Source organism: Sphingobacterium sp. UBA5639, from assembly GCF_002421245.1.
Taxonomy (GTDB): domain Bacteria; phylum Bacteroidota; class Bacteroidia; order Sphingobacteriales; family Sphingobacteriaceae; genus Sphingobacterium; species Sphingobacterium multivorum.
On the sequence record NZ_DIJR01000007.1, the window covers coordinates 1 to 26483 of the forward strand.

Annotated in this window: 24 protein-coding genes and 1 pseudogene; 17 read left to right on the forward strand and 8 right to left on the reverse strand. The window is 36.3% G+C overall.

The window, feature by feature from the left end:
• A partial coding sequence (locus B4Z90_RS06925; RefSeq protein ID WP_286801629.1) for a hypothetical protein occupies nt 1–399 on the forward strand: 399 nt, incomplete at its 5' end.
• A 75-nt stretch (nt 400–474) separates the two neighbouring features.
• Here B4Z90_RS06925 and B4Z90_RS06930 read toward each other — a convergent pair.
• From B4Z90_RS06930 to B4Z90_RS06960, 7 genes are read right to left on the reverse strand one after another with little or no spacing between them, the layout of a single operon-like run.
• Nucleotides 475–1932 carry a toll/interleukin-1 receptor domain-containing protein gene (locus tag B4Z90_RS06930; protein ID WP_286801631.1) on the reverse strand — a complete coding sequence of 486 codons (1458 nt, stop codon included), beginning with the start codon at nt 1930–1932 and terminating at the stop codon, nt 475–477.
• A gap of 36 nt (nt 1933–1968) precedes the next feature.
• Nucleotides 1969–2823 carry a DUF4231 domain-containing protein gene (locus tag B4Z90_RS06935; protein ID WP_286801633.1) on the reverse strand — a complete coding sequence of 285 codons (855 nt, stop codon included), beginning with the start codon at nt 2821–2823 and terminating at the stop codon, nt 1969–1971.
• Nucleotides 2824–2826: 3 nt separating this feature from the next.
• The gene (locus B4Z90_RS06940) at nt 2827–3231 is read right to left on the reverse strand and encodes a TIR domain-containing protein (RefSeq protein WP_286801635.1); all 405 of its coding nucleotides are present in this window, start codon (nt 3229–3231) and stop codon (nt 2827–2829) included.
• A gap of 8 nt (nt 3232–3239) precedes the next feature.
• Nucleotides 3240–4457 (reverse strand): tetratricopeptide repeat-containing protein, encoded by a 1218-nt coding sequence (locus tag B4Z90_RS06945; RefSeq protein ID WP_286801637.1) that lies wholly within the window; start codon nt 4455–4457, stop codon nt 3240–3242.
• A 6-nt stretch (nt 4458–4463) separates the two neighbouring features.
• Nucleotides 4464–5048 carry a TIR domain-containing protein gene (locus B4Z90_RS06950; RefSeq protein ID WP_286801638.1) on the reverse strand — a complete coding sequence of 195 codons (585 nt, stop codon included), beginning with the start codon at nt 5046–5048 and terminating at the stop codon, nt 4464–4466.
• 6 nt (nt 5049–5054) lie between these two features.
• Nucleotides 5055–5576 (reverse strand): toll/interleukin-1 receptor domain-containing protein, encoded by a 522-nt coding sequence (locus B4Z90_RS06955; protein WP_286801640.1) that lies wholly within the window; start codon nt 5574–5576, stop codon nt 5055–5057.
• Nucleotides 5577–5587: 11 nt separating this feature from the next.
• A complete protein-coding gene (locus B4Z90_RS06960; protein WP_286801642.1) occupies nt 5588–5761 on the reverse strand; it encodes a hypothetical protein in 174 nt (57 codons plus the stop codon).
• 907 nt (nt 5762–6668) lie between these two features.
• Between B4Z90_RS06960 and mobC the strand changes: the two are divergent.
• The 11 genes and pseudogenes from mobC to B4Z90_RS07010 form a co-directional block, all read left to right on the forward strand.
• Nucleotides 6669–8534 (forward strand): annotated as a pseudogene (gene mobC / locus B4Z90_RS06965) (conjugal transfer protein MobC); the annotation flags it as partial.
• A 149-nt stretch (nt 8535–8683) separates the two neighbouring features.
• Complete coding sequence (locus tag B4Z90_RS06970) at nt 8684–9061, forward strand: ArsR/SmtB family transcription factor (RefSeq protein ID WP_024566613.1); 378 nt, start codon at nt 8684–8686, stop codon at nt 9059–9061.
• The gene (gene merTP / locus B4Z90_RS06975; protein WP_024566614.1) at nt 9055–9657 is read left to right on the forward strand and encodes a mercuric transport protein MerTP; all 603 of its coding nucleotides are present in this window, start codon (nt 9055–9057) and stop codon (nt 9655–9657) included. The genes B4Z90_RS06970 and merTP overlap by 7 nt, the downstream gene beginning before the upstream one ends.
• Complete coding sequence (locus B4Z90_RS06980) at nt 9657–9866, forward strand: GDCCVxC domain-containing (seleno)protein (protein ID WP_078679374.1); 210 nt, start codon at nt 9657–9659, stop codon at nt 9864–9866. Before merTP ends, B4Z90_RS06980 begins: the two co-directional genes overlap by 1 nt.
• A gap of 69 nt (nt 9867–9935) precedes the next feature.
• Entirely contained in the window at nt 9936–10274 is a 339-nt protein-coding gene (locus tag B4Z90_RS06985) for a hypothetical protein (RefSeq protein ID WP_024566615.1), read from the forward strand.
• A gap of 6 nt (nt 10275–10280) precedes the next feature.
• Entirely contained in the window at nt 10281–10691 is a 411-nt protein-coding gene (locus B4Z90_RS06990) for a Fur family transcriptional regulator (protein WP_024566616.1), read from the forward strand.
• 55 nt (nt 10692–10746) lie between these two features.
• The gene (locus tag B4Z90_RS25120) at nt 10747–11073 is read left to right on the forward strand and encodes a DUF6660 family protein (RefSeq protein WP_376746113.1); all 327 of its coding nucleotides are present in this window, start codon (nt 10747–10749) and stop codon (nt 11071–11073) included.
• A gap of 150 nt (nt 11074–11223) precedes the next feature.
• Nucleotides 11224–15591, forward strand: a complete 4368-nt coding sequence (locus tag B4Z90_RS06995) for a CusA/CzcA family heavy metal efflux RND transporter (protein ID WP_115050243.1) — start codon at nt 11224–11226, stop codon at nt 15589–15591.
• A gap of 7 nt (nt 15592–15598) precedes the next feature.
• Nucleotides 15599–16867, forward strand: coding sequence for an efflux RND transporter periplasmic adaptor subunit (locus tag B4Z90_RS07000; RefSeq protein ID WP_115050241.1), 1269 nt, complete (start codon nt 15599–15601; stop codon nt 16865–16867).
• A gap of 17 nt (nt 16868–16884) precedes the next feature.
• The gene (locus tag B4Z90_RS07005) at nt 16885–18930 is read left to right on the forward strand and encodes a heavy metal translocating P-type ATPase (RefSeq protein WP_115050239.1); all 2046 of its coding nucleotides are present in this window, start codon (nt 16885–16887) and stop codon (nt 18928–18930) included.
• A 335-nt stretch (nt 18931–19265) separates the two neighbouring features.
• A complete protein-coding gene (locus tag B4Z90_RS07010) occupies nt 19266–20090 on the forward strand; it encodes an RteC domain-containing protein (RefSeq protein WP_002981101.1) in 825 nt (274 codons plus the stop codon).
• Nucleotides 20091–20226: 136 nt separating this feature from the next.
• On the opposite strand, the gene B4Z90_RS07015 is transcribed toward B4Z90_RS07010, so the two are convergent.
• The gene (locus B4Z90_RS07015; RefSeq protein ID WP_286801644.1) at nt 20227–21108 is read right to left on the reverse strand and encodes an IS982 family transposase; all 882 of its coding nucleotides are present in this window, start codon (nt 21106–21108) and stop codon (nt 20227–20229) included.
• Nucleotides 21109–21187: 79 nt separating this feature from the next.
• Between B4Z90_RS07015 and B4Z90_RS07020 the strand changes: the two genes are divergently transcribed.
• The 5 genes from B4Z90_RS07020 (at nt 21188) to B4Z90_RS07040 (ending at nt 26479) form a co-directional block, all read left to right on the forward strand.
• Nucleotides 21188–21751, forward strand: coding sequence for a helix-turn-helix domain-containing protein (locus B4Z90_RS07020; protein ID WP_024566623.1), 564 nt, complete (start codon nt 21188–21190; stop codon nt 21749–21751).
• Nucleotides 21752–21839: 88 nt separating this feature from the next.
• On the forward strand, nt 21840–24251 hold the full coding sequence (locus B4Z90_RS07025) for a heavy metal translocating P-type ATPase (RefSeq protein WP_286801666.1): 2412 nt from the start codon (nt 21840–21842) through the stop codon (nt 24249–24251).
• 99 nt (nt 24252–24350) lie between these two features.
• The gene (locus tag B4Z90_RS07030; RefSeq protein ID WP_201638884.1) at nt 24351–24572 is read left to right on the forward strand and encodes a heavy-metal-associated domain-containing protein; all 222 of its coding nucleotides are present in this window, start codon (nt 24351–24353) and stop codon (nt 24570–24572) included.
• 711 nt (nt 24573–25283) lie between these two features.
• On the forward strand, nt 25284–26159 hold the full coding sequence (locus B4Z90_RS07035) for a DUF3347 domain-containing protein (protein ID WP_034735069.1): 876 nt from the start codon (nt 25284–25286) through the stop codon (nt 26157–26159).
• Between the two features lie 14 nt (nt 26160–26173).
• On the forward strand, nt 26174–26479 hold the full coding sequence (locus tag B4Z90_RS07040) for a phosphoribosylpyrophosphate synthetase (protein ID WP_201638883.1): 306 nt from the start codon (nt 26174–26176) through the stop codon (nt 26477–26479).
• Nucleotides 26480–26483 lie beyond the last annotated feature (4 nt).

The window sequence follows — 26483 nt, forward strand, 5'->3', positions numbered from 1 at the left end:
GTACTTTTGTCGGAATATTCACCACAAAGAGCAACAAAAAGGGCTAACCGAAAACTACATCCAGAGATGTTAGAGAAATTAATCCATAGCTCTTTTAATAAAAACATTTCCCCTAGAGCGATTCTTCAAATAATGTTGTCTCCGTTAAAAAATGATTTCCCATGGATATATGATAACGGTATTAATCTATTAGATAAAACAAAGAATGGTAAATCAAGCAAGGATGTTAGGGAATTTAGAGAATTGCTTGAATTTACCTTTGAAAATCCACTCTTTCGAAATAATTTAAGTAGTGAATATGATTACAGTTATTATAGGGAATTATCCTATCTAATTGAGCGTGTTCTCGAACTCAATGAATACAGAAACAATGATATTTCTCAAATAGAGAACAATTAACAAAATCGTATAATTCGACGAATTACATCCCTTGAGGAAATATTATCATATTTTCTCAAGGGATGTAACATACCATTATCTTTCTCGACCTATTTTCTCCAGGTTAAGAAATTCATGAACATGAAAAATTTCATTGAAAATACCATAGGAGATTCTTGTGCCAGCAGTCCCTTTATATTCATATAGCTTTTTCTTCATCTCATCTAAACTAATATCATTGAAAATTGGTTTTATCCGCTCGTAAAAACTACGGGATTCAAGTTTTTCAAAAAATCTAAAGACTACATGGGATCTAACAGATCCATAGTGTGCATTTGAATGCGGGTACCATTTGTAATATGATTTATTCGGTTGAAAAAGAAAACAAGATATATAACAGATTACATCAGCAGTAACAAATTCATCCTTTGATAACTTATATAAATTAGCCAAATAATAATTTCCCATTGGTGCAATATTTGAACGATTATAGTGTCCATTAAATATTTCCGGAATTAATATAATTCCACAAAAACTCCTATCAGGATTATCTATTCTTCTGGGACTGCTTTCGAATACATAAGTTCCATTTAATAGTTCACCAGCCAGTTTGAAATTCGAATTTTTGATACAAATAGCGATACAATAAACAAATAATTCTTGAAATATTATTTTCAAAACCTCAAAATCAGCTGTGTACCATTGAGAAGCATTTTCATCTCGAGGCTTCTGATAACGATTTACCTTCTCAAAAAATGAGATCAAATAATCAAAATTGAAGTTGTACTCCGTTGATGTTACGATAAAAGTAAAATCTACAAAACTCTTTTTTAAAAGCTGAAAATCATGTAATCTATTTTCAATGAGATCTAATTTCTTATCACCCACATCCCTTATATCTGGTAAGACAAACTCCCACAACTCGTCCTCAAAAAGTGTAAAAAATTCACTCGAGATCCTATCCAATGAACTTGGATTTCTATCTAGCTGATTTTTTATCGAACTAACAAGAAATCCGGATTTATAGACATTCACTGTATTTTCAGTTAAATAACTTGGGGGGCTTCCCAATGAAGGTCTCGATTTCTCTGGCCTATCATAAATGAGTCTAATTAACTTTTCATACTCTTCTTCAAATGAGGATAGATTAGCAAAATTCACAAAAATTCTAGATTTCAAAAATACTGGTAAAAATGGCTTCCCTTCATTATCCATTTCAGTTACTATTGGAATAAACTTATCATTAGTTATATTTTCATACACTTCTTCAGAAATGATTATACTTTCCGTACCTACCCCTCCCTCGCGCGAATTCGCTTTTTCTGTATATTTTTTATCTATAATCATTAAGACTTTGTCAATTTTACTATCCTTTACACACGTCTCCATATATGCATATTTATCATGACCTGGCTTCAAATCCCATTGATCAAGAACAACATGCACACCATTTGCAGAAAGTCTCCTAGCTAATTTTTCAACATAATCAACATGCGCCTGAGATGTCCAGGAATAAGAAACAAACACCTTTTTAGTAGATAATTCTTTATTCATTGATCGTATTACTTAAAATAGAAATTTATATTCAAATTAACTTTTACGACGTGCTACCCATTGAGTATGTTCTCGGGAAAAAGCATTTTCAGAGTCATTCACAAAATCAGAAAATTTTTCCTCAGTCGCTATTCTAGCACTCTCTTCACGTATTAGTGATATTTCATGTACAGTCAGACTGTAAGCACTGCCCAGTTCTCGAAATCTTTTTGCTTGAGCCCAAGATAAGGAGACAGAAGCTATAACCAAAAGAGGCTCAATACTTAGAGAGTAATCAGTTTTAAGAACCGCAAATGATATAGAAAACACTAATGCTATAACGTTTGTCACAATCATAATACCCAGCCAGAAAGTTCCTTGTTTCTTATTCCAGTTAGCTTTTTTTGCATACCAGCTTCTTTGCTCATCAATTCTATATTGAAGATAATAAGTCTTTCTATCCTCTAGATTCATTCCCCTGACCTTTTTCATTTGCGCAGTAACGACATCAAAATCCGAATCTATACCAGAATTTTCGCTTATAACTTTATTATCTTTCAAAATATCCTTTAAATCCTGAACAAAATGCGCATCACTTTCATTATAAGGAGCTGCTTTCATTATATATCTGAAAGTTCTTGTTTTGACAGATTCAGCAACGGCTCTCCCATTATACCAAATTTCATCATATCTTTTAAAAGCCTGTATTAAAAGCAAACCTAATCCAATAACGAAAATGACTGTGGTAAACCAAAATATAGGAAATTCTAGGAACGGTTTTAAAAAAGCAAATATTGCCCCAATTACCAATAGTATTAGGTAGGTTCTAATCCCGTTGATGTAATAAAACTGTGCATTCCTTGACGCAGCATCGGTAATCTTATAGAGATAAGGATAGTCTTCTTCTTTCATATCTTACTTACTATGTGTTCTAATTGCGGCTACTATACTCTCGGTATTCCACCTCACGTTTTCTCTAGAATATTCATTAACAACTGATGAGATCCTTTCTTGGCCTCGAGGAATAACACCAATAATTGGTATAGTATTATTATAGGCGGTCTCTAATTCCCAAGCTATCCAGTCACTATGTGTAGCATATATTCCAGCTATCCCTAGTACTATATCAGCAGAAAGAATACGTTCTTTAAGCTTCATTTTAACATATGATGTGTTTGAAGAATTTATAGGTGAATCTCTGGTGGATTCCCAGAATTCCACTTTGAAGTACCCCCTAGACTCCAATAAATCTTTCAACCCAACCAAGTCATCATTGTGAGTCCATGAGTGACTAATAAATATATTATAAATTTTTGCCATTTTACATTTTAATTTAACAATTCATTTCTATTTTTTTCGAAAGTATCTATTTGCCAATCTAACGGTGATTCGTTAAAAAACAGGCCTTTATAATACTGAGACCTTTCTTCATTTTCTAAACTTAAATAACAGTTTGAAATACTCGCATACATCCACATTTGATCAACTCGCTTTTCTCCTGAGTCTATAATTTTCAATAGATTGTTTATAATATCGTTCCAAACACGTGTTGCCTCAAACTTAAGATAGATTCGCTCTTCGTCATTTAGCACCTCGCTAATCTTCAATTTCAAACAATGAGCATAATTTTCTCCTGTATAATAGTTGCCGCTTACTATATAGGATTTCTTATAGTAATTTATAGCTCGATCTAAAAATTCAACTCCACAACCTTGTCTATATAGATTTTTATTGATTGCTCCCGAAATTCCTAATGTTTCTGGATCCAATGTATTACCGTCAGGATTTAATTGCATAATAATACCCCATGCATCTATTAATGCTTCCTTCGAATTAGGAACTTCGCTCTTATATCTACATAAAGCTTGTTGTTGAATAAAATAATCATCATTTCCCGAGATAGTTGCTGCTTTTTTCCAGCATTCTTCTGCCTCAGAAAACATTTTCATTTTCATATAATTCCGAGCTCTTTCTCTTTGAACAAATACAAATTTTTCTTCCTTTCCCAATCGATCTATAATATCTTTAAGTTCATCATCAGGAAGTGTTGGGGCATTTAGTCCCCTTATATATTCATACATCGGACTATCTACATTTTTAGCTTCAATAACTTGAACGATAAGTTGTATTAAAGCATTCGTACAACGTTTCGCCTCAGTGGCAGAAATATCCAATCCTTCATGATTGTATGAAAATATACGATTATGATTCAGATCAAATGGAATGGTATCAGCATTATTTTCTTTCAAAATTATAGTAGAGAATGGTCTAACTGCATGTCGTATTCCTAACTCATAAACCGCATTAAAATTGAACGTACTGATATCAGCAATGACAAGATCTGCATGTATTAGCAAAGCATACATACTTTTATCAATTAACCCTGAATCATGCACTTCATCTGCTCTAATACATTCTAATCCACTCTCCTTTATTGCTGGAGCTATAATATTCTCATAAGTTTTATCTAAATCTAGGATTCGTCCAGTAAAGGGGTCCGTTTTTTTTCCAAACCCCATAATTACAAAGCATATTTTTTTATCCATATTTAGCTATATTGGGTAGACTCTAACCGAGTTTGCTATTAATGCATTCCTTTTTATGAATGCTTTTTCTATATATTCCTCAGGTAAATTTTTAAACTCATCCCATTTCACCAAAACACAATATCTCTCGTCTTCGCTCCAAGAGCATTTATTATTAGGCAGATAATAGTTATAGCTAAACTCTTTAATGGTATATTCTTCTACTTGAACGTGATTATGAGTTCCCGTGCATTTATTACAATAATACTGACCTTTGAAAATAGAATCGTACATATTGGGAAGCACAATGCCTAAAATGCCATTTCGAGTATTGCCCTTTCCGTTATATAACGAAGCCTGCAATTCTCTTTTGATAAACCGTTGTTCATATGCCCCTCTATTTTCTCCGCTATATTCGCCAATGAGAAAAATCGTAACTGTAGAATCAGACAAATGATCTCGCCGAATAATGCTCATAATGTAATTTTCATCCACGGAATTAACAGGGACATCTAGTGATTTATCAATCATTTCGATATCTATTTCATTTTGGATATATTCTTTATAAGCTAGGTCCTCTCGCTTATAAGAAATAAAACATTTTCTTTTCATTACGAACTATCTATTTATCCATTCCAACAAACTTATTTTTTCGCCACTGGGATATATTACATACCACGATTCATAATTTAAACTACTATAATATCTATATCCCTCAATACGACCGTATATAGCTCCATACTCTTGGTCTCCCCAACGATCCTCATTCGTAGTCAAAGGTAAAACCGCAACATTTTCATAATTAACTATCCTATCTCCAAGGCCTAATTCCCAAGGCATCCATTTGGATTTTGAGCTGTTAGGAGTAGCTAATGATATAAATTTTTTGCATTTGCCCACTCTCGTACGCAATTGCTCAGCGACCTTAGTATTATCATCTTCTAGAGAATCATCTAAATAGTCTATATAAAGTTTAACTCCATTTTTCTTCAAAAACTCCACTACTGGAGCAACATATATTTTATCTTCCCTTCTATAAGAAAGAAACACTTTATCTCCAACAGTACTATAATGTCCTGATTTAGCATTTAGGGCTATTGCAGATTGATAACTTTTTGATTGTAAATTGTTAAAAGTCAAATACGACATATTTATTTCTCCTTTCTAATTCCTTTAAACTTACCACCAGATGTTTTCACATCCATAAATTGTCCTGTTTGTGTATCACGCTTAGTCCATAATCCTGTTGTTGGATTATGAGACTGCGTACGCCCACCGACGTATCCGTGACGTCTATTGTCGCCAGATTTTCCATTTCCTGCCATAATCTTTTAAGCATTGAAATTTTAACCATTGCATAAGCTACATCGCATTGTTCATCATCTGCAAAAAATATCACAGAGAGATAATTAACAGAGAGATAATCAAAGCGATCCTGCTTAAGCCTTATTTAATCCGATAAATAATGTGATTTGTACTTAGGAAACCGGTCAGTGTATAACCCCGGTTATATCTAGAAAAGAGAAAGTATATATACGGTTTCCCGTAATACATTTTGATAATGCAAAACAAAAAGCTTTATTTTGCGTTCAAATAAGAAGAACTATACTTTCATCCCACCTTTCTAGGTATGATGACACAAAAATTAAAAGGGCTAAGGGGTCGAAGACTTAGCTCTTTTTTTATATCATCTCCCACATCTACCTAACTTTTATTCATATTTTAATTACTTTAATTTGCAATAAATCACCCTTCAGATACAAATATCCGTGATTTTCTTCCGATGCGGTAGTTTGACTTTTCAACATTTTGGGCAAAGATTTGTCAGAGAATGCGTTTGCTGCAAACTATTGATTGTAAGTTGTTGATTTTCTTAATTTTGCAAATGTGGATAACTTTAAATTCTGAGATTTTATATTGCTTTGATCAACATATATTTAATCATAATACCATCAAAAAATAGTCATTTTCAACCTATTGAATGTTTGAAAACTAATATTTTTTTCTACTTTTGCACCACTCTAAATGAAATGATACCAACCTTAATATGTGGCATCTATTCTATTCCATTTTGAATTTACTTCTCAGTTTCGCCTCCAAAGTGGAATCTATCTTATAATAGCCGCTGCCCTTATCTGTATATCTGTAGGAGTAAAGCTTTTCTTTGACACTTTTTTTATTAATTTTTTCGAAAAGGGCTTCTAGCGAAGGTGAGACAACAATATATTGGAAGTAATCAACAAGATATTAGGCAATTTCGACCGAACGGCGGGTTTGTTTTCACACACTCTTTACACCAAAGTATTCGCTTTGGTCTTACTGGCTTTAAGCTGTTTAGGGACAAAGGGCGTAAAGAACGAAAAGATAACCTGGACTAAAATTTACGTGGCGTTGGGCGTTGGCTTTGTGCTGTTCTTCCTGAACACACCTTTGTTAAAGCTATCTCCGGCAACAGGCACATTCCTGTATATGCTTACTATCTCATTAGGTTATATCGCCTTGCTGATGGCGGGCGTATGGATGAGCCGCCTGCTTCGTACCAACCTGATGGACGACGTATTTAATAATGAGAATGAGAGCTTTCAGCAGGAAACCAAACTGATGGAAAACGAGTATTCCGTTAACCTGCCCACCAAATTTTACTACAAAGGCAAATGGAACAACGGTTGGATAAACATTGTAAATCCATTCAGGGCATCAATAGTGTTGGGTACTCCCGGTTCCGGTAAATCTTATGCCATCGTAAACAACTACATCAAGCAGCAGATTGAAAAAGGCTTTAGTATGTATATCTACGATTTCAAGTTTGACGACCTTTCTACTATTGCCTATAATCACTTACTGAAGCATCGGGATAAATACAAAGTTCAGCCGAAATTTTACGTGATAAATTTCGACGACCCACGCAAGAGCCACCGTTGCAACCCACTCAATCCCGATTTTATGACGGACATTTCTGATGCTTACGAAGCGGCATATACTATAATGCTAAACCTTAACAGGTCGTGGATACAGAAGCAAGGGGATTTTTTCGTGGAAAGCCCAATTATTCTTTTGGCTGCGATTATTTGGTATCTGAAAATCTACGAAGATGGTAAGTATTGTACGTTCCCTCACGCCATTGAATTACTGAATAAAAAGTATTCGGATGTATTCACGATTTTAACTTCATACCCGGATTTGGAAAATTATTTGTCGCCCTTTATGGATGCGTGGCAAGGTGGAGCGCAAGACCAGTTACAAGGACAAATCGCATCGGCAAAAATTCCGCTATCAAGGATGATTAGCCCACAACTTTACTGGGTAATGACGGGCGATGATTTTACGCTTGACATTAACAACCCGAAAGAACCTAAAATTTTGTGCGTGGGTAACAATCCCGACCGTCAAAATATTTATTCCTCAGCTTTGGGTTTATACAATTCGAGGATTGTAAAGCTGATAAACAAAAAGGGACAGCTAAAGAGTTCCGTTATCATAGATGAGTTGCCCACAATTTATTTCAGGGGACTGGACAATCTTATCGCAACGGCGAGAAGTAATAAGGTAGCGGTATGTTTGGGTTTTCAGGATTTTTCGCAATTAACAAGGGATTACGGCGACAAGGAAAGCAAGGTAATACAGAATACTGTCGGTAATATATTCAGTGGTCAGGTGGTTGGCGAAACAGCAAAAAGCCTTTCGGAACGTTTCGGTAAAGTATTACAGAAACGCCAGAGTATGACGATTAACCGCAATGATAAATCTACCTCTATTTCGACACAGTTAGACAGCCTTATTCCGGCTTCCAAAATCTCAACACTTACACAAGGTTTGTTTGTTGGTTCTGTATCAGATAACTTTGATGAACGTATCGAGCAGAAGATATTTCACGCCGAAATTGTAGTGGACAATGAAAAGGTAGCGGCAGAAAGCAAAGCCTATCAGCAAATACCGCAAATCTTATCTTTTGTAAATGAGCAGGGCGAGGATAAGATGAAGCAGGAAATAGAAAACAATTACAAGCAGATAAAATCAGACATTCTGAATATTGTTGTTAGTGAAATGGAGCGTATCAAGAATGACCCTAACTTACAGCATTTGGTGCAGAAAGAATGATTATACTAAATATTTTTGTGATTTTTCTATTAATATATTGTTAGAAGAATTAAAAGTAACAGCACCATTACGTCAACATATAAAATGCCAAATTTTAATACTCATAATTTAGCATTTGCTTAAATAAACAAATTAGTTACATTTGCATTATGGATAATACTTCTTGTACACGACAACAGGCAGACATTAAACAAATCAATCGCTGTAAAGAAAGAGTTTCGGAACTCCACAGTTCGTTTGACTATTTGTCGAACGCACTTGAATTGACTGGAAACAATGTAAGACTGAAAATTCTGTTTCTTCTTTATGAAGAAAAACGACTTTGTGTTTGTGATGTGAGTGAAATTCTTGGAATGACAATTTCAGCGATTTCTCAGCACTTGAGAAAACTTAAAGACCGAAAGCTTATTGAAACCGAAAGAGAGGCGCAAACCATTTTTTACTCATTGACAAAAGAGTATGAGAAAATGTTGGACCCATTTTTTAAAATACTTGACGATAAAAAAAATTTAGAAACAATATGGTAACGGACGGAAAACTAATTGGGACTGGACTTTTGACAGCAATAGCAGCTTCATTATGTTGCATTACACCTGTTTTGGCTCTCATAGCAGGAACAAGTGGACTTGCTTCAACTTTCTCTTGGCTCGAACCTTTTCGTCCATATTTTATCGGGTTAACTATTTTAGTGCTTGCTTTTGCTTGGTATCAAAAATTGAAACCGCAAAAGAAAATTGACTGCAACTGTGAAACAACTGAAAAATCAAACTTTATGAAAACAAAATCATTTTTAGGAATTATTACCGTTATGGCGGCTTTACTTTTATCATTTCCGCTTTATGCTCACATTTTTTTTCCAAAGACCGAAAGTAAAGCAATTATTACCCAAACTTCCAAAATTCAGAAAGTTGAGTTTACAATCAAAGGGATGACTTGTTCAGGTTGTGAACACCACGTTAAAACGGAAGTTAGTAAACTAAAAGGAATTGTGGAAGTTGTGGTTTCTTATGAGAAAGGCAATGCCATTGTTAAGTTTGACAACAAACAAACAAGTATTATAGAAATTGAAAAAGCTATCAATTCGACAGGTTATAAATCACTAAAAAGTAAAATTATATCATAATGGAAATTAAATTACAATCAATTATAACTTGCCCAAATTGCGGATACAAAAAAGAGGAAACAATGCCAACAGATGCTTGCCAATATTTTTATGAATGTGAAAATTGCAAGACAAGATTAAAACCATTACAAGGCGATTGTTGTGTGTATTGTAGTTATGCCAGTGTTCCTTGTCCATCAATACAACAGGATAAAAAATGTTGCTATTAGAAACCAATTAAGAGAAAAAAATGTTCAGTTTTTTCAAAAAATATTTTCAAAAATTTAAGAAGAATACTTATGCTATCAACAGAAAAAACATTATCAGAAGTAATTGAAGTACTAAGACAAAGGGGTTATACGGAAGACTTTAATCTATTGGAAGAAAACATTTCGTACAAAATAGACGGAGAGAAAGTTAATTTAAGGGACATTGTTATTGATAAAATTTATCGTTTTACTGGGCTTAATGACTTGGAAGATGAGGCTATCTTATATGCGATGAGAAACCAAAAAGATGGAGCAAAAGGTGTTTTCGTAAATGGTTATGGTACATACTCTGACAGTGCAGCAAACAGCATCATTGAGCAAATATCAGTTGACGAGGACGATAATGATGATTGGACGATAGAAAATTAAATCACAATGACTGAATTAGAAAAAATTTTACTGCAAAAAGCTATAAAACCCACCGCTATGCGTTTGTTGGTGGTTGAAAAGTTATTGAAACAACAATATGCAGTAAGTCATAAAGAGCTGGCAGAACAGTTTGAAAAAGCAGATAATATTACTCTCTTCAGAACACTTAAAGTATTCCTGGAATACAAACTTGTCCATACCATTGATGATGGAAGCGGAGTGATTAAATACGCACTTTGCCAATCAGGATGCAATTGTAATTTATCAGAACTGCACACACATTTTTATTGTACCGACTGCAAACATACTTTTTGCCTTACTGAAACAGAAATTCCGAACATCGAAGTTCCTCAAAACTTTAAATTAGATGGAGCTAATTTAGTTCTTAAGGGGAAATGCGACAAATGTAACAAATAGATTTTTTCAACTTTGCAATTCTATTGCACAATCTATTTATTTATATTTGTAGCTGATGAAACTATTTATATTCATATTCAGTATATATTTTCTGGCATTATCCGTAATGCCGTGTACTGATGCGTGTGGTATGGATACCAGTAATACTTCAAAATCAGAGATTTCTAATACAAGCAATGGTCAAACGAAAAACGGCGATTTATGCAGTCCTTTTTGTTCTTGTGCTACTTGTCATACCGTTGTGAATTTTACGTTTCAAACGTTCAAAATAAACGAGGCAAAGCCAAGTCTTAGCAAGATACAAAAATTCCCACTTCAAAATTTCAATTTCATTTCCAATTATCACGGAAACATTTGGCAGCCGCCAAAGATTAATACTTAATATTTTCAGCAAATGTATTTATTGGTAATGGATGATATATTCATTTACTATTAGATAGGTGTATTATCTAAATTGCACATTTAGCTGTCCTTTCTGTAACGGACAGAAAGTATTTATATCCATTATTATTAATTATTAATCAAATGAATTGTGTTAGACAGTATCATAAAATTTAGCATTAAGAACAAGCTCGTCATTGGAATAATGACATTGTTGCTCATTATTTGGGGAGTGTGGAGTGCCACAAAATTACCCATTGATGCCGTACCCGATATTACAAATAATCAGGTGCAAATAATTACGGTTTGCCCCACATTGGCGGCTCAGGAAGTAGAACAATTAGTAACTTTTCCGATAGAGCAAAGCATTGCTAATATTCCCGATTTAGAAGAAACCAGAAGTATTTCTAGGTTTGGTTTGTCCGTAATTACAGTTGTATTTAAGGAAAAAGTAGACATTTATTTTGCCCGACAGCTCATTAATGAAAAACTGAAAGAAGCAGAAGAAAAAATTCCGAACGGAATAGGAACACCTGAACTGGCTCCGGTCAGTACAGGGCTTGGTCAGATATACGAATATATAATACATCCCAAAAAGGGAAGTGAAAATAAATACAATGCCAAAGACCTTCGTACAATGCAGGACTGGATTGTTGCAAGGCAACTGTATGGTACACCCGGAATTGCAGAAGTAAATAGTTTTGGTGGCGAGCTAAAGCAATATGAAGTTGCTGTTAATCCTAATCGCTTAAAGGCTATGGATATAAGTATTACCGATATTTTCAACGCTCTTGAAAAAAATAACCAAAATACAGGGGGAGCATATATTGATAAGAAACCAAGTGCTTATTTTGTTAGAGGTATTGGTTTGGTTACATCATTAGAAGATATAAAAAACATCAGTGTAAAAAATAATCCTGGCAGTGTTCCAATTTTTATAAAAGATGTGGCAGATGTACGATTTGGTAATGCTGTAAGATATGGGGCTATGACATATAATGGAGAAGTTGATGCAGTAGGCGGTGTGGTAATGATGTTAAAAGGCGAAAATGCCAATAATGTAATTGAAAAAATAAAAGAAAAACTTCCTACTATACAAAAGTCATTACCTGATGATATTATTATTGAACCCTATATAGACCGTTCAGTTTTAGTTGACAAGGCAATGAGTACCGTAGAAAAAAACCTGATAGAAGGTGCGTTGATTGTTATCTTTGTATTAGTACTTTTTTTAGGAAATTTTAGAGCCGGATTAATAGTAGCTTCCGCTATTCCATTAGCAATGCTGTTTGCCTTAGCGATGATGAATGTGTTTGGTGTAAGCGCCAATTTAATGAGTTTGGGAGCCATAGATTTTGGGTTGATTGTAGATGGGGCAGTAATTGTTGTGGAAGCCACATTACATCACTTAGGCTTACGGAAATCTAAACAAAGGCTTACACAAACCGAAATGGATGAAGAGGTTTTCCTGTCTGCCTCCAAAATTCGTAGCAGTGCAGCATTTGGTGAAATCATTATACTAATTGTTTACATTCCTATTCTTACGTTAGTGGGTGTTGAAGGTAAAATGTTCCGTCCGATGGCACAGACTGTAGGTTTTGCCATTTTTGGAGCTTTGATTTTATCCTTAACATACATACCAATGATGTGTGCTTTGTTCTTATCCAAAAAACCTTCGTATAAAGAAACCTTTTCTGACAGAATGATGAATTGGTTACAAAAAAAATATCAGCCTTTGCTTGAAAAAGCGATTAGCATAAAGTATTGGTTCGTGGGTATCGCCATTGCCATATTTGCGGTTAGTATTTTCTTGTTTAGCCGAATGGGAGGAGAATTTATACCCCAGCTACAAGAAGGAGAATATGCGTTTGAATTTAAAATGCCTATTGAAACCTCATTATCACAAAGTATAGAAACTTCGATGCTTGCTTCGAGAATTGCCAAACAATTTGATGAAGTAAAAATGGTGGTAGGTAGAACTGGAGCTGGTGAAGTACCTACTGACCCAATGCCTCCGAGTGCAACAGATTTAATAATTATTCTTAAGCCTGAAAGTGAATGGAAATCCGGAAGGACATACGATGAATTAGGCGATGCAATAGAAGAAAAAATAGCCGTAATACCTGGCATAATTGTCGAAAAAAGCCAACCCATTCAAATGCGTTTTAACGAACTTATGACAGGGATAAAACAAGATGTTGCAATTAAGATTTTCGGAGAAAATTTAGATACACTAGCGTTAAATGCCGATAAGGTTAGCAAAGTTATACAAACAGTAAAGGGAGTTACAGTACCTCAAGTAGAACTGGTAAGTGGGCTACCTCAAATTAATATTGAATACGACCGAACTCGTTTAGCCAATTATGGAGTAAATGTAGAAGATGTAAATAATGTTGTGAGTACTGCCTTTGCAGGAAAAAGTGCAGGTGTGGTTTTTGAGAATGAAAGGAGATTTGATTTAGTTGTGCGTTTAGATAGTACTTACCGGGGTAGTATTGAAGATGTAAACAATATGATGATACCCACCAACATAGGTAGTCAAATTCCTCTATCACAAGTGGCTACAATTGATTATAAATTAGGACCGGCGCAGATAAGCCGTGAAGCGGGAAAGCGAAGAATTGTAATTGGTTTTAATGTAGCAGACAGAGACGTTCAAAGTGTAGTAGAAGAAATTCAAAAAAAATTGAATAACCAAGTAAAATTACCATCAGGATATTATTTCACTTATGGTGGGCAGTTTGAAAATTTACAGGAAGCCAGCAATAGATTACTGATAGCTGTTCCAGTTTCTTTAATATTGATATTTGTACTGCTTTACTTTACTTTCAGTTCTTTTAAACAGGCAGGATTAATTTTTACGGCTATCCCAATGAGTGCAATTGGAGGAATACTAGCTTTATTACTTCGGGGAATGCCTTTTAGCATCAGCGCAGGTATTGGATTTATTGCATTGTTTGGTGTTGCAGTCCTCAACGGAATTGTATTGATAGGTATTTTCAATCAATTAGAAAAAGAAGGAGAAAAAGATGTATTGAAACGGGTAATCGAAGGAACTAAAATCCGTTTGAGACCGGTTTTAATGACTGCAACAGTTGCCAGTTTAGGATTTCTGCCAATGGCTTTGAGCAGTAGCGCAGGTGCAGAGGTACAAAAACCATTGGCTACAGTTGTTATCGGTGGTTTGGTAACTGCCACATTCCTTACCCTATTCGTACTGCCTTTATTGTACATCATCTTCAATTCAAAAATTAATTTAAAAAGAAAACTTAAAGTGAAACCCATTGCGACTATCGTTGTGTTACTGCTATCATTGGTAGGTTTTACAGCAAACGCACAGACGAAAGATTTATCCAGTGTTGATGAAGCAATAAACATTGCGCTGAAAAATAATCAAATCATAAAGGCTTCAGATTTAGAAATTGATGCAAGTAAAGCCTTGAAAAAAACTGCCGGAGAATTACCAAAATTAGGTTTTAATGCACAATTAGGGCAGTACAACAGTACAAAATTCGACCAGTCATTTGAAGTGGCGCAAACTATTCCTTTTCCTACTTTATTCGGAGCAAAAAAGCAATTGATTAATGCAGAAATAAAAGCGAAAGAATTACAGAAAAACCTTACGGTAATAGAGCTAAAAACGCAGGTCAGAACTTACTATTATCAAATCCTGTATTTGCAACATAACCAAAAACAATTACAACAGTTAGATAGTCTGTACAGCGATTTTATAAAAATAGCACAGCTTCGTTATAAAACTGGTGATACAAAAAAAGTGGACATCAGTACGGCAGAAGCTAAGAAAGGGGAAATTAATTTATTGTTAAAACAGAATAAAGTGTTTTTAAACAATGCTGTTGCCAGTCTGAAAACTTTGATGAATACAAGAGAGGATTTTCTCATTGTAGAAAATGGAATTTTTCAACCATTACAAATCAGTAATTTATTGGATAATGATGTAGTTGCAAGTCATCCCGCCATTCAATCCTTATATCAGGATGCTGTTATTGCAGAACAGACCAAAAAGGTAGAACGTTCGCAAGGTTTACCTGATTTTACAATTGGTTTTACAAATCAATCTTTAATAGGTTTTCATACTGTAAATGGCGCAGAAAAATATTTTAATTCTGGTAAACGTTTTAATTCTGTAAATATTGGCATTGCAATTCCTATCACTTATGGTGCTACCAAAGCAAGGATAAAATCTTTGGACTTCAGAAAACAGGCTTCCGAAGCCAATGCTCAGCAGCTGCAAAAAGCATTAACAACACAATTACAAAATGCTTTGCAACAATACCAACAAGATATGCAACAGTTTAATTATTTTCAGCAAGAAGCATTGCCTAATGCCAAAGAAATAGTATCAGCAGCACAATTAGGTTATAAAACTGGAGAAATCAGCTATGTAGAATATCTTTTTGCATTGCAAACCACAACCGATATTCAATTAAATTATCTGAAAAGTATTCAGCAGGTAAACCAGTCTGTAATCAGTATTTATTCTCTCATTAATCAATAAATAAAAAATGAAATTCAATATAAATAAAATCACGTTTGTAACAGTGATAACTGTTGTAATACTTGCTTTTTCCGCTTGCAATAATCATAAAGATGGGGATGGGCAAAACCAGAAGGCAAAAGAAATTCAAAAAGAAGAAGCCCACGAAGAAGTACCAACCATTGCCACACTTTCAGAGGAACAGATAAAGATAGTTGGAATAAAAATAGGCACAATAGAACAAAGGGAGCTGTCTGCAACCATCAAAGCAAATGGAAATCTGAATGTTCCCAATAACAATAAAGCCAATGCTACAACTTTATATGGTGGGGTGATAAGAACATTGAAAGTTCAACTTGGGGATTATGTTAGAAAGGGTGAAATAATAGCAACGATTGGCAATCCGCAGTTTATACAATTACAGGAAGAATATTTGAGTATAGTAAGTAGAATAACTTTTGCAGAGCAAGAGCTATCAAGACAAAAAGAGTTAAACGAAGGAAATGCTGGCGCAAAGAAAAATTTACAAAGTGCAACAGCCGAATTGAACAGCCTTCGTACTCGAAAAGCATCTTTACATCAACAATTACAATTAATGGGCATCAATCCCAGCACCCTATCAAACAGTAATTTGAAATCTGCGCTAACGGTAATTAGTCCTTTGAATGGTACAGTGAGTAATGTTTTCGCTAAAATTGGAAGTTATGTAGATGTTTCTTCTCCAGTAATTGAAGTTGTAGATAACAGCTCATTGCATTTGGATTTACAAGTTTTTGAAAAAGATTTACCACAAATAAAAATTGGGCAAACTATTCATTTTCGATTGACAAATAATCCAGCCACTGAATATGAGGCTACGGTTTTCAATATCGGTTCATCTTTTCAAAATGAGAGTAAAACTATTGTTGTACGTTGCCGCATAAAAGGTAATAAAAATGGGTTAATTGATGGAATGAATATAACAGGAATTGTAAGCTTAAGCAATGTGACCACACCTGCTGTTCCCAATGATGCCATCGTAAATACTGATGGTAAATATTTTATTTTCGTACAAACCGATAAAAAAGCAGAAGAACATCACGAAGAAGAAAGCCATAAAGAAGATGAGGAAACTGAACATAAGGAAGATACAAGCAATATAAATTTTGAAAAAGTAGAAGTATTGAAAGGGGTATCTGATATGGGGTATACCGCAATAACTTTTGTCAAGCAAATTCCTGTCAATGCCAAAATCGTTGTAAAAGGAGCATTTTTTGTAAACGCAAAATTATCTAATGCTGGAGAAGAGGAAGATTAACCAATAATAACTAAACAATGATAAATACAGATAAAAATCACAAGCATATTTATGATGCACACGGCAAGCAACTCTGCTGCACCGAGGAAAGCAAAAACGATGCCCAAACAAATACAGGGCAGAGTACTGATAATGTTTGTTGCTCAACGGATGAAAAAGTCAATCAAAAGAGTAATGAACGAAGTGAAGCTGTTGATAAAAATAGCGTTATAAAAATGTTTTTACCAGGAATTATTTCTTTGGTACTATTGCTAATTGCTATTTACTTAGACAATGCCTTGAAACCTGAATGGTTTCAAGGTTGGGTAAGAACTGTTTGGTATATAATAGCGTATGCACCAGTCGGATTTCCTGTAATTAAAGAAGCTTTTGAAAGTATTAGCAAAGGCGATGTTTTTTCAGAATTTTTGCTAATGAGTATTGCCACTATTGGAGCCTTTGCCATTGGTGAATACCCAGAGGGTGTCGCTGTAATGCTGTTTTATGCTGTTGGCGAAGTCTTTCAGTCATTAGCAGTTAAAAGAGCGAAAGCAAATATCAAGAGCTTGCTTGACCAACGCCCCGATGAAGTAACTATTCTAAAAGAAAATCAACCGAAAACAGTAAAGGCGGAAACAGTAACCATTGGTGACATCATACAATTAAAGCCCGGCGAAAAATTAGGATTAGACGGAACATTATTATCCGAAACTGCATCATTCAACACAGCAGCTTTAACAGGCGAAAGCAAGCCCGACACCAAAGCAAAAGATGATACGGTATTAGCAGGAATGATAAACCTAAATACCGTTGTACAAGTAAAAGTAACAACTGCATATACTGATAGCAAGCTGAGTAAAATTTTAGAATTGGTGCAAAATGCTACTGCTCAAAAAGCACCGACAGAATTATTCATTAGAAAGTTTGCAAAAATATACACACCGATAGTTGTACTGTTAGCTATTCTAATTACAGCATTGCCCTACTTCTTTGTAGAAAATTATGTGTTCAGCCAATGGTTGTATCGTGCTTTGGTATTCCTTGTTATCTCTTGCCCTTGTGCATTGGTAATAAGTATTCCTTTAGGCTACTTTGGCGGAATTGGGGCAGCGAGTAAAAATGGAATATTGGTTAAGGGAAGCAACTTTTTGGATGTTCTTGCCAGCATACAAAATGTAGTAATGGATAAGACAGGTACAATGACGGAGGGCGTATTTAAAGTTCAGGAAGTTGTATTTGACAAGGCATTTGATGAGAAAGAAATTTTAGAAATGGTCAATGCTTTGGAAAGCCATAGTAGCCACCCCGTAGCAACTGCCATTCAAGAATATGTAGGCGATGTAAACCACAATATCCCATTAGAAAATATAGAGGAAATTGCAGGACACGGACTAAAGGCTAATGTAAATGGGAAAGAATTATTGGTAGGGAATTTTAAGCTGATGGATAAATTTTCTATTACTTATGACATAGACCCGAACAGCATTGTCTACACGGTAATCGCAGTGGCTTATGATAGAAAGTTTGTTGGTTACATTACCATTGCGGACAGCATAAAAGAAGACGCACAGGAAACCATAAATCTATTGCATAAGCTCAATGTTAAAGCTACTATGCTTAGCGGAGATAAAAGTACGGTTGTAAAGTATGTAGCGGAACAGTTGGGGATAGATAATGCTTTCGGAGATTTATTGCCTGAAGATAAAGTAAACAGAGTTAAAGAAATTAAAGCCAAAGGCGGAAGCGTTGCTTTTGTTGGCGACGGTGTAAACGATGCGCCTGTTGTGGCTTTGAGCGATGCGGGTATTGCAATGGGCGGTTTGGGAAGCGATGCGACCATTGAAACGGCAGATGTGGTAATACAAGACGACAAACCGAGTAAAATACCTATGGCAATCAATATAGGCAAGCAGACAAAGAAAATCGTTTGGCAAAATATAGCTTTAGCATTCGGAGTAAAAGCTATTGTACTAGTTTTGGGAGCTGGGGGCTTAGCGACTATGTGGGAAGCTGTTTTTGCCGATGTTGGGGTTGCCTTATTAGCTATACTAAACGCAGTAAGGATACAGCGGATGAAATTTTAAGATTAGAACATCCTAATGATGAATAAAACAGACAATTCGTAAGAAAGGCAAAAGTTATCAAATGTCAATTTGTCGAAGGAGAAGAAGAAGAAGAAAAGACCTTCGCTCTTTATGATACTTTTTGGGATATTTTTTAGCTCTGTGTCTTATTGCTTTGATATACATAAAATTAGACACTATTATATCTATCCCTATCACTAAAAATGGACTTATTAGTTCTGTATCGAGCAAAAACCAAAGTTCCAAAAGAGAAACCCGAAAATGCAAATTTCTTTCAAATATGACAGTATTTGGGCTTCTCTATTATTGTTTAAAAAATAGATTTAGGATAACGGATGGATAAATTTTATAACGAAACGCTGGCTAAGCTGGAAAACGAAATCAAAGAATTTGAGATTGAAGCAGACTGTTCGATAGAACGCATTGAAGCAGTTATACAACTTATTATCAAATGTTTATTCGACGTAAAAAAATATATTTTAAAAAGAGGATTTAAGAATGTTGATGAAGAAATTCGCTTTTTTAAATATCAAAAGCCAATTATCGTTTCAAAGCTCATCTATTATAATGCCATCTATAAAATCGAAACGAGAAGACCGTATGGAAATAAGCGTACCAAGAAATATTTTGTCAAAGAACTGAAAAAGCTAAAAAGGTTCTTTGAAAATAACCTTGATTTTTATAAGTATTACCGTAGCAATAATTCTTTCTTTGACGAACAATTTTTTGTACGTGGCAAGCACGATATAAGACTATGGTTAGACACTTTTTATTTTGAGGCAGACCATCGCTTTTCTACTTCGCACGATTATAAGGTTGCCAAGATAATTGCTAATGACCTGATACAGGTATATTTGGAAGACAGGTTAAATAACATCAACGTTAAAAAGGTTTCAGATAATTCGTTGATATGGACAGCAAGCAAAACTGCACTCACGGAACTCATTTATGCACTGTACTCCCACGGTGCATTTAACAATGGGAATACAGAAATAAAATTGATAGCCAAAACGTTTGAAGATGCCTTCAATATTGAGTTAGGCGACTTTTACCATACGTTTATGGAACTTAAAGCCCGCAAAATAAACCGAACGAAATTCCTCGACAGGCTGTGTGAAGCACTGATAAAGAAAATGGACGAACAAGATGAAAAACAGTAAGTATATATGTACACAGGCTTTATTCCTCTTGGCAAGAAGTCAGAGTAATTAAACTTAAATTGTAAATTTGTTTATTGCTTATGTATTAAATACTAAACGTAGTCAGTAAATAAATATGAATACTCGTAGTGCATTATTAAATTAATTCAATTTTAAGTCTATTCATTTTTCTATTGAAAACAAAAACATTTACAAACTGAATGAAAGTTAATGCTGTTATTTTGCTCAATACCCTTGTTTTAAAACCGTTAAAAGATTTTGCGTAATTGTTTCTGATTTTAAATTGGTCGCAAAGTTGAGAGAATAAAGTCTCAATTCTTTTTCTGGATTTTCTGAAAATATATTTTTGTTTTTGATAATTTTTTTGGTTGTTTCTCATGGGTGTATCCAGCTTTATATTCGCATAATTGAACAAATCTGTTTGCACTTGGGTGGATAAATAACCCCTGTCTCCAATCAACGTACAATTGTTCATTTGATGCTTGATATCTTGCAAAAAATGAATATCATGAATGCTTGCTGTAGAAATATCAAAACTTTGGAAAACTCCGGAAACAGAACAAACTGCATGTAATTTGTAACCATAATAATAACTCGATTGAGAAGCGCAATAACCTTTGCTGGGAAACGAAAATTCATTTTCCTTACAAATTTTAGAGCGGTTCGCTCTTGCGTTTTTGCAGATTTCTAAAGGCATCGAATCTACAATAAAAGTGGTTTCCATCTCATTAAATTTATCAACCATAAGTTTTCTTATATTTTCCAAGTGTAAGAAAAGCTTTCTTTTTCTGCGATTAAACACACTTCTCTCAATCATTCCCTTTAGTTTTGAATTAGAGAGGTATCTAAACAACTGATATTCTGAATCTATCGATAAATATTCTGCAGAAATATTTATTGCAATGAGTTCTAAATCAGATAATTTTGGTTTAATTGGTTTGAAATAAAAATTTTCTTTGATGGTTAATTTTCTTAATTCCTTTAAAATAAAATCGTAAATTGCATCTAGGTTATTCATAATGTATTAGATTGGTAGTCAATACAATATACGAAATTTTCGTATTATGAGTAACCTTTTTTATAATGCACTACGGGTTATGAATACAATCTTTATTAAAAATATGGTTTGCGACCGTTGCATTATGGTGGTACAAAACGAATTGGAAAAACTGGGATTAGATGCTAAAAATATAAAACTGGGCGAAGTTATTCTTTCCAAAGAAATAACATCTCTGGAAAAAGAGAATTTGTCCAAAACTTTAGAGCCATTAGGATTTGAAGTAATTGACGATAAAAAAGGCAGGATAATAGAAAAGATAAAGAACATTATCATTGACCTGGTACACCATCAGGATAGTGATGTAAAAACCAACCTTTCCGATGTATTGAGTGACAAATTGCATCACGATTACAATTACCTGTCCAATCTGTTTTCAGAGGTAGAGGGTACAACCATTGAAAAATACTTTATCGCCCAAAAGGTGGAGAAAGTCAAAGAATTGTTGGTGTATGATGAGTTGTCATTAAGTGAGATTGCGAACCGCCTAAATTATTCGAGCGTGGCATATTTGAGTAACCAGTTTAAAAAAGTTACCGGGCTAACACCAAGCCATTTCAAACAGATTAAAGAGGATAAAAGAAAACCGTTGGATAAAGTGTAAGTAAATCTTACAAATCAAATCCAAAATTTCACACCAGTACCCATAAATATAATAGCCAATTTTGTATTGTAAATTAAAGCAGGCAAATATGGCGACAAACAGAGAAAATATATACATTCCATTGGAGGATGTAGAAAGCGAACACTGTGCATTAATCGTTGAAAAGGGATTGGCACAGGTAAAAGGCGTAGAAACCCATAAAGTAGAGCTGAACAACCGAAGGGCAGCGATTACAGTAGATAGCAATGAAACCGTAGGCGAGGCTGTTAAGGCAATTAAAGATTTAGGTTACGGAGTTCCTACGGTTAAAAGTGCTTTTCCGGTATTGGGCATGACCTGTGCATCCTGTGCGGGCAGTGCCGAAAGCATTGTGAAATACCAACCGGGAGTAGTTAATGCTTCCGTGAACTTTGCAACGGGCAATCTTACCGTGGAATATCTGCCCAATATGACCGATGCCTCCACCTTGCAAAAAGCGGTTCAGGGAGTAGGTTACGACCTATTGGTTGAAGACGAAACCAAGCAGCAGGAAACGCTCGAAGCCATCCACGAAAAGAAATTCCGAACCTTGAAAAACAAGACCATTTGGGCAATTATCCTTTCCCTGCCCGTGGTAATCATAGGAATGTTCTTTATGGATATGCCCTATGCAGACCCGATAATGTGGCTCTTTTCCACGCCCGTTGTAATATGGTTGGGCAGGGATTTTTTTGTAAACGCTTGGAAGCAGGCAAAGCACCGTTCCGCCAATATGGATACGCTGGTGGCATTGAGTACAGGTATTGCCTACCTGTTCAGTGTTTTCAATATGCTGTTTGCCGACTTTTGGCATCAACGGGGACTGCATGCTCACGTATATTTTGAAGCGGCTGCCGTTATTATCGCATTCATCCTCTTGGGAAAACTGCTGGAAGAAAGAGCCAAAGGCAACACCTCTTCAGCCATTAAGAAGCTGATGGGCTTGCAGCCAAAAACGGTCATCGTGGTACAGGCGGACGGAACGGAAAAGCAGACCGCTATCGAAGACGTAAGCGCAGGCGATGTGATACTCGTAAAGCCCGGTGAAAAGATTGCGGTAGACGGCATGGTCATATCGGGCAATTCGTATGTGGACGAAAGCATGTTAAGCGGTGAGCCTGTACCTGTATTGAAAAAAGAAAAAGAAAAAGTATTTGCAGGAACGATTAACCAAAAAGGCAGCTTCCGGTTCAGGGCGGTAAAAGTGGGCAAAGAAACCATGCTTGCCCACATCATCAAAATGGTGCAGGATGCACAGGGAAGCAAAGCACCCGTACAGAAACTGGTCGATAGGATTGCGGGCATCTTTGTTCCCACAGTGATAGGTATTGCCATCCTGACATTTACGCTATGGTTGATTTTGGGAGGCGAAAACGGGGTTGTTCAAGGTCTGTTGGCAGCCGTTACGGTATTGGTCATTGCCTGCCCCTGTGCTTTAGGCTTAGCGACACCCACCGCTATTATGGTAGGCGTTGGTAAAGGTGCTGAAAATGGCATTTTGATAAAGGATGCCGAAAGTTTGGAACTGGCCAAAAAAGTAAATGCCATCGTTTTGGACAAAACCGGAACCATCACCGAGGGAAGACCACAGGTAACGGGCATTAAATGGCTGAACAATGAGGACACTGCAAAAGAAATCCTTTTGAGCATCGAAAAGCAATCCGAGCATCCATTGGCAGAAGCCGTAGTGAAGCATCTTGGCGATGTAGCGGCCACCTCTTTATCCATGTTCGACAGCATTACGGGCAAAGGCGCAAAAGCAGACCATGACAACGAAACCTATTATGTAGGCAACAAAAAGCTATTGGCAGAAAACAACATTGCCATTGCCGGAGAATTACAAGACCAGGCCGAAGAATGGGGCAAACAGTCTAAAACCGTTATCTGGTTTGCAAACAGCAAAAAGGCTCTTGCTGTAATCGCTATCGCCGATAAGATTAAGGAAACATCGGTGCAGGCTATCCGGGAAATGCAGGAAATGGGCATTGACCTGTATATGCTGACCGGAGATAATGAAGCTACCGCTAAAGCCATTGCGGAGCAGACAGGCATCAAGCATTACAAAGCCGAAGTTTTGCCACAGCATAAAGCCGACTTTGTGAAAGAACTGCAAAGTAAAGGAAAGGTAGTGGCAATGGTGGGCGATGGTATCAACGACAGCACCGCATTGGCAACAGCCGATGTAAGTATCGCAATGGGCAAAGGCAGCGACATCGCAATGGACGTAGCCAAGATGACCATCATTTCGTCCGACCTGACCAAGATACCGCAGGCAATACGCTTGTCCAAACAGACCGTAGCCACCATCAAGCAAAACCTGTTCTGGGCGTTTATCTACAACGTAATCGGCATTCCGGTAGCGGCAGGCATCCTTTACCCTGTTAACGGCTTCCTGCTCAACCCGATGATTGCGGGTGCGGCAATGGCATTGAGCAGCGTGAGCGTGGTCAGTAACAGCCTGCGGTTGAAGTGGAAGAAATAAAACAGTAAATCTCACAAATCAAACAAGAAATTACACAACAATAACTAACTGAATAGTACGGAAATTTGCATTATCAGATAACTCTAAAATTTGTAAACAATGGAAAATAAACAATTTCAATTCAAGACGAACATCAATTGCGGCGGCTGTATCGCATCTGTAAAGCCGCACTTGGACAACGCAGAGGGCATCTGCCATTGGGAAGTGGACACGGCCAACAAGGACAAGGTACTTACCGTGAAGTCCGAGGGCATTACCGAGCAGGAAGTAATATCGACCGTGCAAAAGGCAGGCTTCAAAATAGAACCTTTGGATGCCTAAGCCAGCAACTTTTTGAAATGCCCTTTTTCCGACCGAATTTCCATGAGGTTGGGTTGATGAAAAAGGGCATTTTATCAATTCTGAAAAAAGGCGATAGGTTATTGCGTATATGGCATTATTTTTCCATATAGCAAAAAAAACGTAAAACGATATAAAAAAAACCAATCTAATTTGTAACTTTGTTGCGTTGAAAAATTATAGAATACATATAGGCATTTTGACATTGTTCTGTTTGGTTTTCTTTATGATGCCAAGTCAGAGCTATGCCTGTTCCAAAAATTCAACAAAGACCGAGCAGTCTTTCTGCTCAAAGGAGAAATCCAAAAAATCAGAACATAAAAAAGGTTGCAAGAGCAAATCCTGTAAAAAATGCAAAAGTGACAAATGCGGGGGCGGTTGTTCCCACAGCTCTTGCAGGTGCGGTGCTTCAACCTCTTCCCTAAATGTCCCAACCGTAATCGAATTAAAGGCAAAAAATCACTTAGCAGCAGCTAAAAAGCAAAAATTCGGTTTCAAAGAAGCCTACTATTCTTCGGGCTTTTTCTCCATTTGGCTACCGCCTAAAATAAGCTAAAACTATGGCCTGATAGCCATAGGTATGTCCTGTCAGAAGCTGTTCCGGCTTTTGCAAATCCCCTATTTGTATCATTTATTTAAAATTTAAAACAGAAATGGGTTTATCAATCCCCCGTTTCTCAAAATGTAATTATTATGAAATCATTATCAAAAATAGTGATGGTAATCGCCGTATTACTATCATCAATAAACGGCTTCGCACAAATCAAGAATGCGAAAACAGAAACCGTAAAGATTTACGGCAATTGTGGTATATGCAAAACCACCATCGAAAAGGCAGGTAACGTAAAAAAGGTAGCCAGTGTGGACTGGAACAAAGATACCAAGATGGCTACGCTCACCTATGACGGCGACAAAACAAATCAGGATGAAATCCTGAAACGTATCGCTTTGGCTGGTTATGACAGTGAGAAGTTCCGTGCGCCGGATGACGTATATGCTAAACTGGCTGGTTGCTGCCAGTATGATAGACCAGTGAAGACGGTTGCCAAAAACAAGGAGGCGGGAATGGACATGAATGCCGGACATGGCAATCACGACCATAGTCAAATGGCAGCTAACAAAGATGCAGCCCAAAACCAATCACAGCTAAAGGCTGTATTTGACAACTACTTTTCAGTGAAAGATGCTTTGATAAAAACCGATGCGGCGACCGCATCTGCCAAAGCCGCTGAATTGGCTGCATCCCTTAAAGCAGTCGATATGAATAAGCTATCGGCAGAGGAACATACGGCTTGGATGAAAGTGATGCAGGACTTGACGGCCAATGCGGAAAGCATTTCAAAATCAAAAGATGTTGCAAAACAAAGAAGTGCTTTTGCGGCACTTTCGGGAAGCATCTACACACTGGCCAAAGTGTCTAAACAGGATACTCCCGTTTATTACCAGCACTGCCCTATGTACAATGGAGGTAAGGGAGCCAATTGGCTAAGTAAAGAGAATGCTGTTAAAAACCCATATTACGGCTCACAGATGCTTACCTGCGGCAGTACGGTCGAAACCATTAAATAACAGGTCTGAAAGCTATGGTACAGTACAATGACATGGTGCAGGCGCTTAAAGACCTAAGACAGCGTGGATACAGTATGGACTTTAGTCTGTTGCCGGACTGCCTGTACTGTGCGTCAAGGAGCCTGAAACTAAAACCGGAGGATTTTACGGTTACGGAAACCCATAGGTTTGAAAGCCTCGACAGCAGTCCTGATAACAATGCCGTGATTTATGCCATATCGTCCAATGCTGGTAAGAATAAAGGCGTACTTGTGGATGCCTATGGTGCTTATGCCGAAGAAATGACCCATGAGATGGCAAAAAAATTAAGTGCAACATAACTTT

Bases quoted from the DNA above. Each gene is read 5' to 3' on its own strand.
- B4Z90_RS06930 (WP_286801631.1), bottom strand. From the start codon at position 1,932: ATGAATAAAGAATTATCTACTAAAAAGGTGTTTGTTTCTTATTCCTGG.
- B4Z90_RS06935 (WP_286801633.1), bottom strand. From the start codon at position 2,823: ATGAAAGAAGAAGACTATCCTTATCTCTATAAGATTACCGATGCTGCG.
- B4Z90_RS06940 (WP_286801635.1), bottom strand. From the start codon at position 3,231: ATGGCAAAAATTTATAATATATTTATTAGTCACTCATGGACTCACAAT.
- B4Z90_RS06945 (WP_286801637.1), bottom strand. From the start codon at position 4,457: ATGGATAAAAAAATATGCTTTGTAATTATGGGGTTTGGAAAAAAAACG.
- B4Z90_RS06950 (WP_286801638.1), bottom strand. From the start codon at position 5,048: ATGAAAAGAAAATGTTTTATTTCTTATAAGCGAGAGGACCTAGCTTAT.
- B4Z90_RS06960 (WP_286801642.1), bottom strand. From the start codon at position 5,761: ATGGCAGGAAATGGAAAATCTGGCGACAATAGACGTCACGGATACGTC.
- B4Z90_RS06970 (WP_024566613.1), top strand. From the start codon at position 8,684: ATGGATAATACTTCTTGTACACGACAACAGGCAGACATTAAACAAATC.
- merTP (WP_024566614.1), top strand. From the start codon at position 9,055: ATGGTAACGGACGGAAAACTAATTGGGACTGGACTTTTGACAGCAATA.
- B4Z90_RS06980 (WP_078679374.1), top strand. From the start codon at position 9,657: ATGGAAATTAAATTACAATCAATTATAACTTGCCCAAATTGCGGATAC.
- B4Z90_RS06985 (WP_024566615.1), top strand. From the start codon at position 9,936: ATGCTATCAACAGAAAAAACATTATCAGAAGTAATTGAAGTACTAAGA.
- B4Z90_RS06990 (WP_024566616.1), top strand. From the start codon at position 10,281: ATGACTGAATTAGAAAAAATTTTACTGCAAAAAGCTATAAAACCCACC.
- B4Z90_RS25120 (WP_376746113.1), top strand. From the start codon at position 10,747: ATGAAACTATTTATATTCATATTCAGTATATATTTTCTGGCATTATCC.
- B4Z90_RS07000 (WP_115050241.1), top strand. From the start codon at position 15,599: ATGAAATTCAATATAAATAAAATCACGTTTGTAACAGTGATAACTGTT.
- B4Z90_RS07005 (WP_115050239.1), top strand. From the start codon at position 16,885: ATGATAAATACAGATAAAAATCACAAGCATATTTATGATGCACACGGC.
- B4Z90_RS07010 (WP_002981101.1), top strand. From the start codon at position 19,266: ATGGATAAATTTTATAACGAAACGCTGGCTAAGCTGGAAAACGAAATC.
- B4Z90_RS07015 (WP_286801644.1), bottom strand. From the start codon at position 21,108: ATGAATAACCTAGATGCAATTTACGATTTTATTTTAAAGGAATTAAGA.
- B4Z90_RS07020 (WP_024566623.1), top strand. From the start codon at position 21,188: ATGAATACAATCTTTATTAAAAATATGGTTTGCGACCGTTGCATTATG.
- B4Z90_RS07025 (WP_286801666.1), top strand. From the start codon at position 21,840: ATGGCGACAAACAGAGAAAATATATACATTCCATTGGAGGATGTAGAA.
- B4Z90_RS07030 (WP_201638884.1), top strand. From the start codon at position 24,351: ATGGAAAATAAACAATTTCAATTCAAGACGAACATCAATTGCGGCGGC.
- B4Z90_RS07035 (WP_034735069.1), top strand. From the start codon at position 25,284: ATGAAATCATTATCAAAAATAGTGATGGTAATCGCCGTATTACTATCA.
- B4Z90_RS07040 (WP_201638883.1), top strand. From the start codon at position 26,174: ATGGTACAGTACAATGACATGGTGCAGGCGCTTAAAGACCTAAGACAG.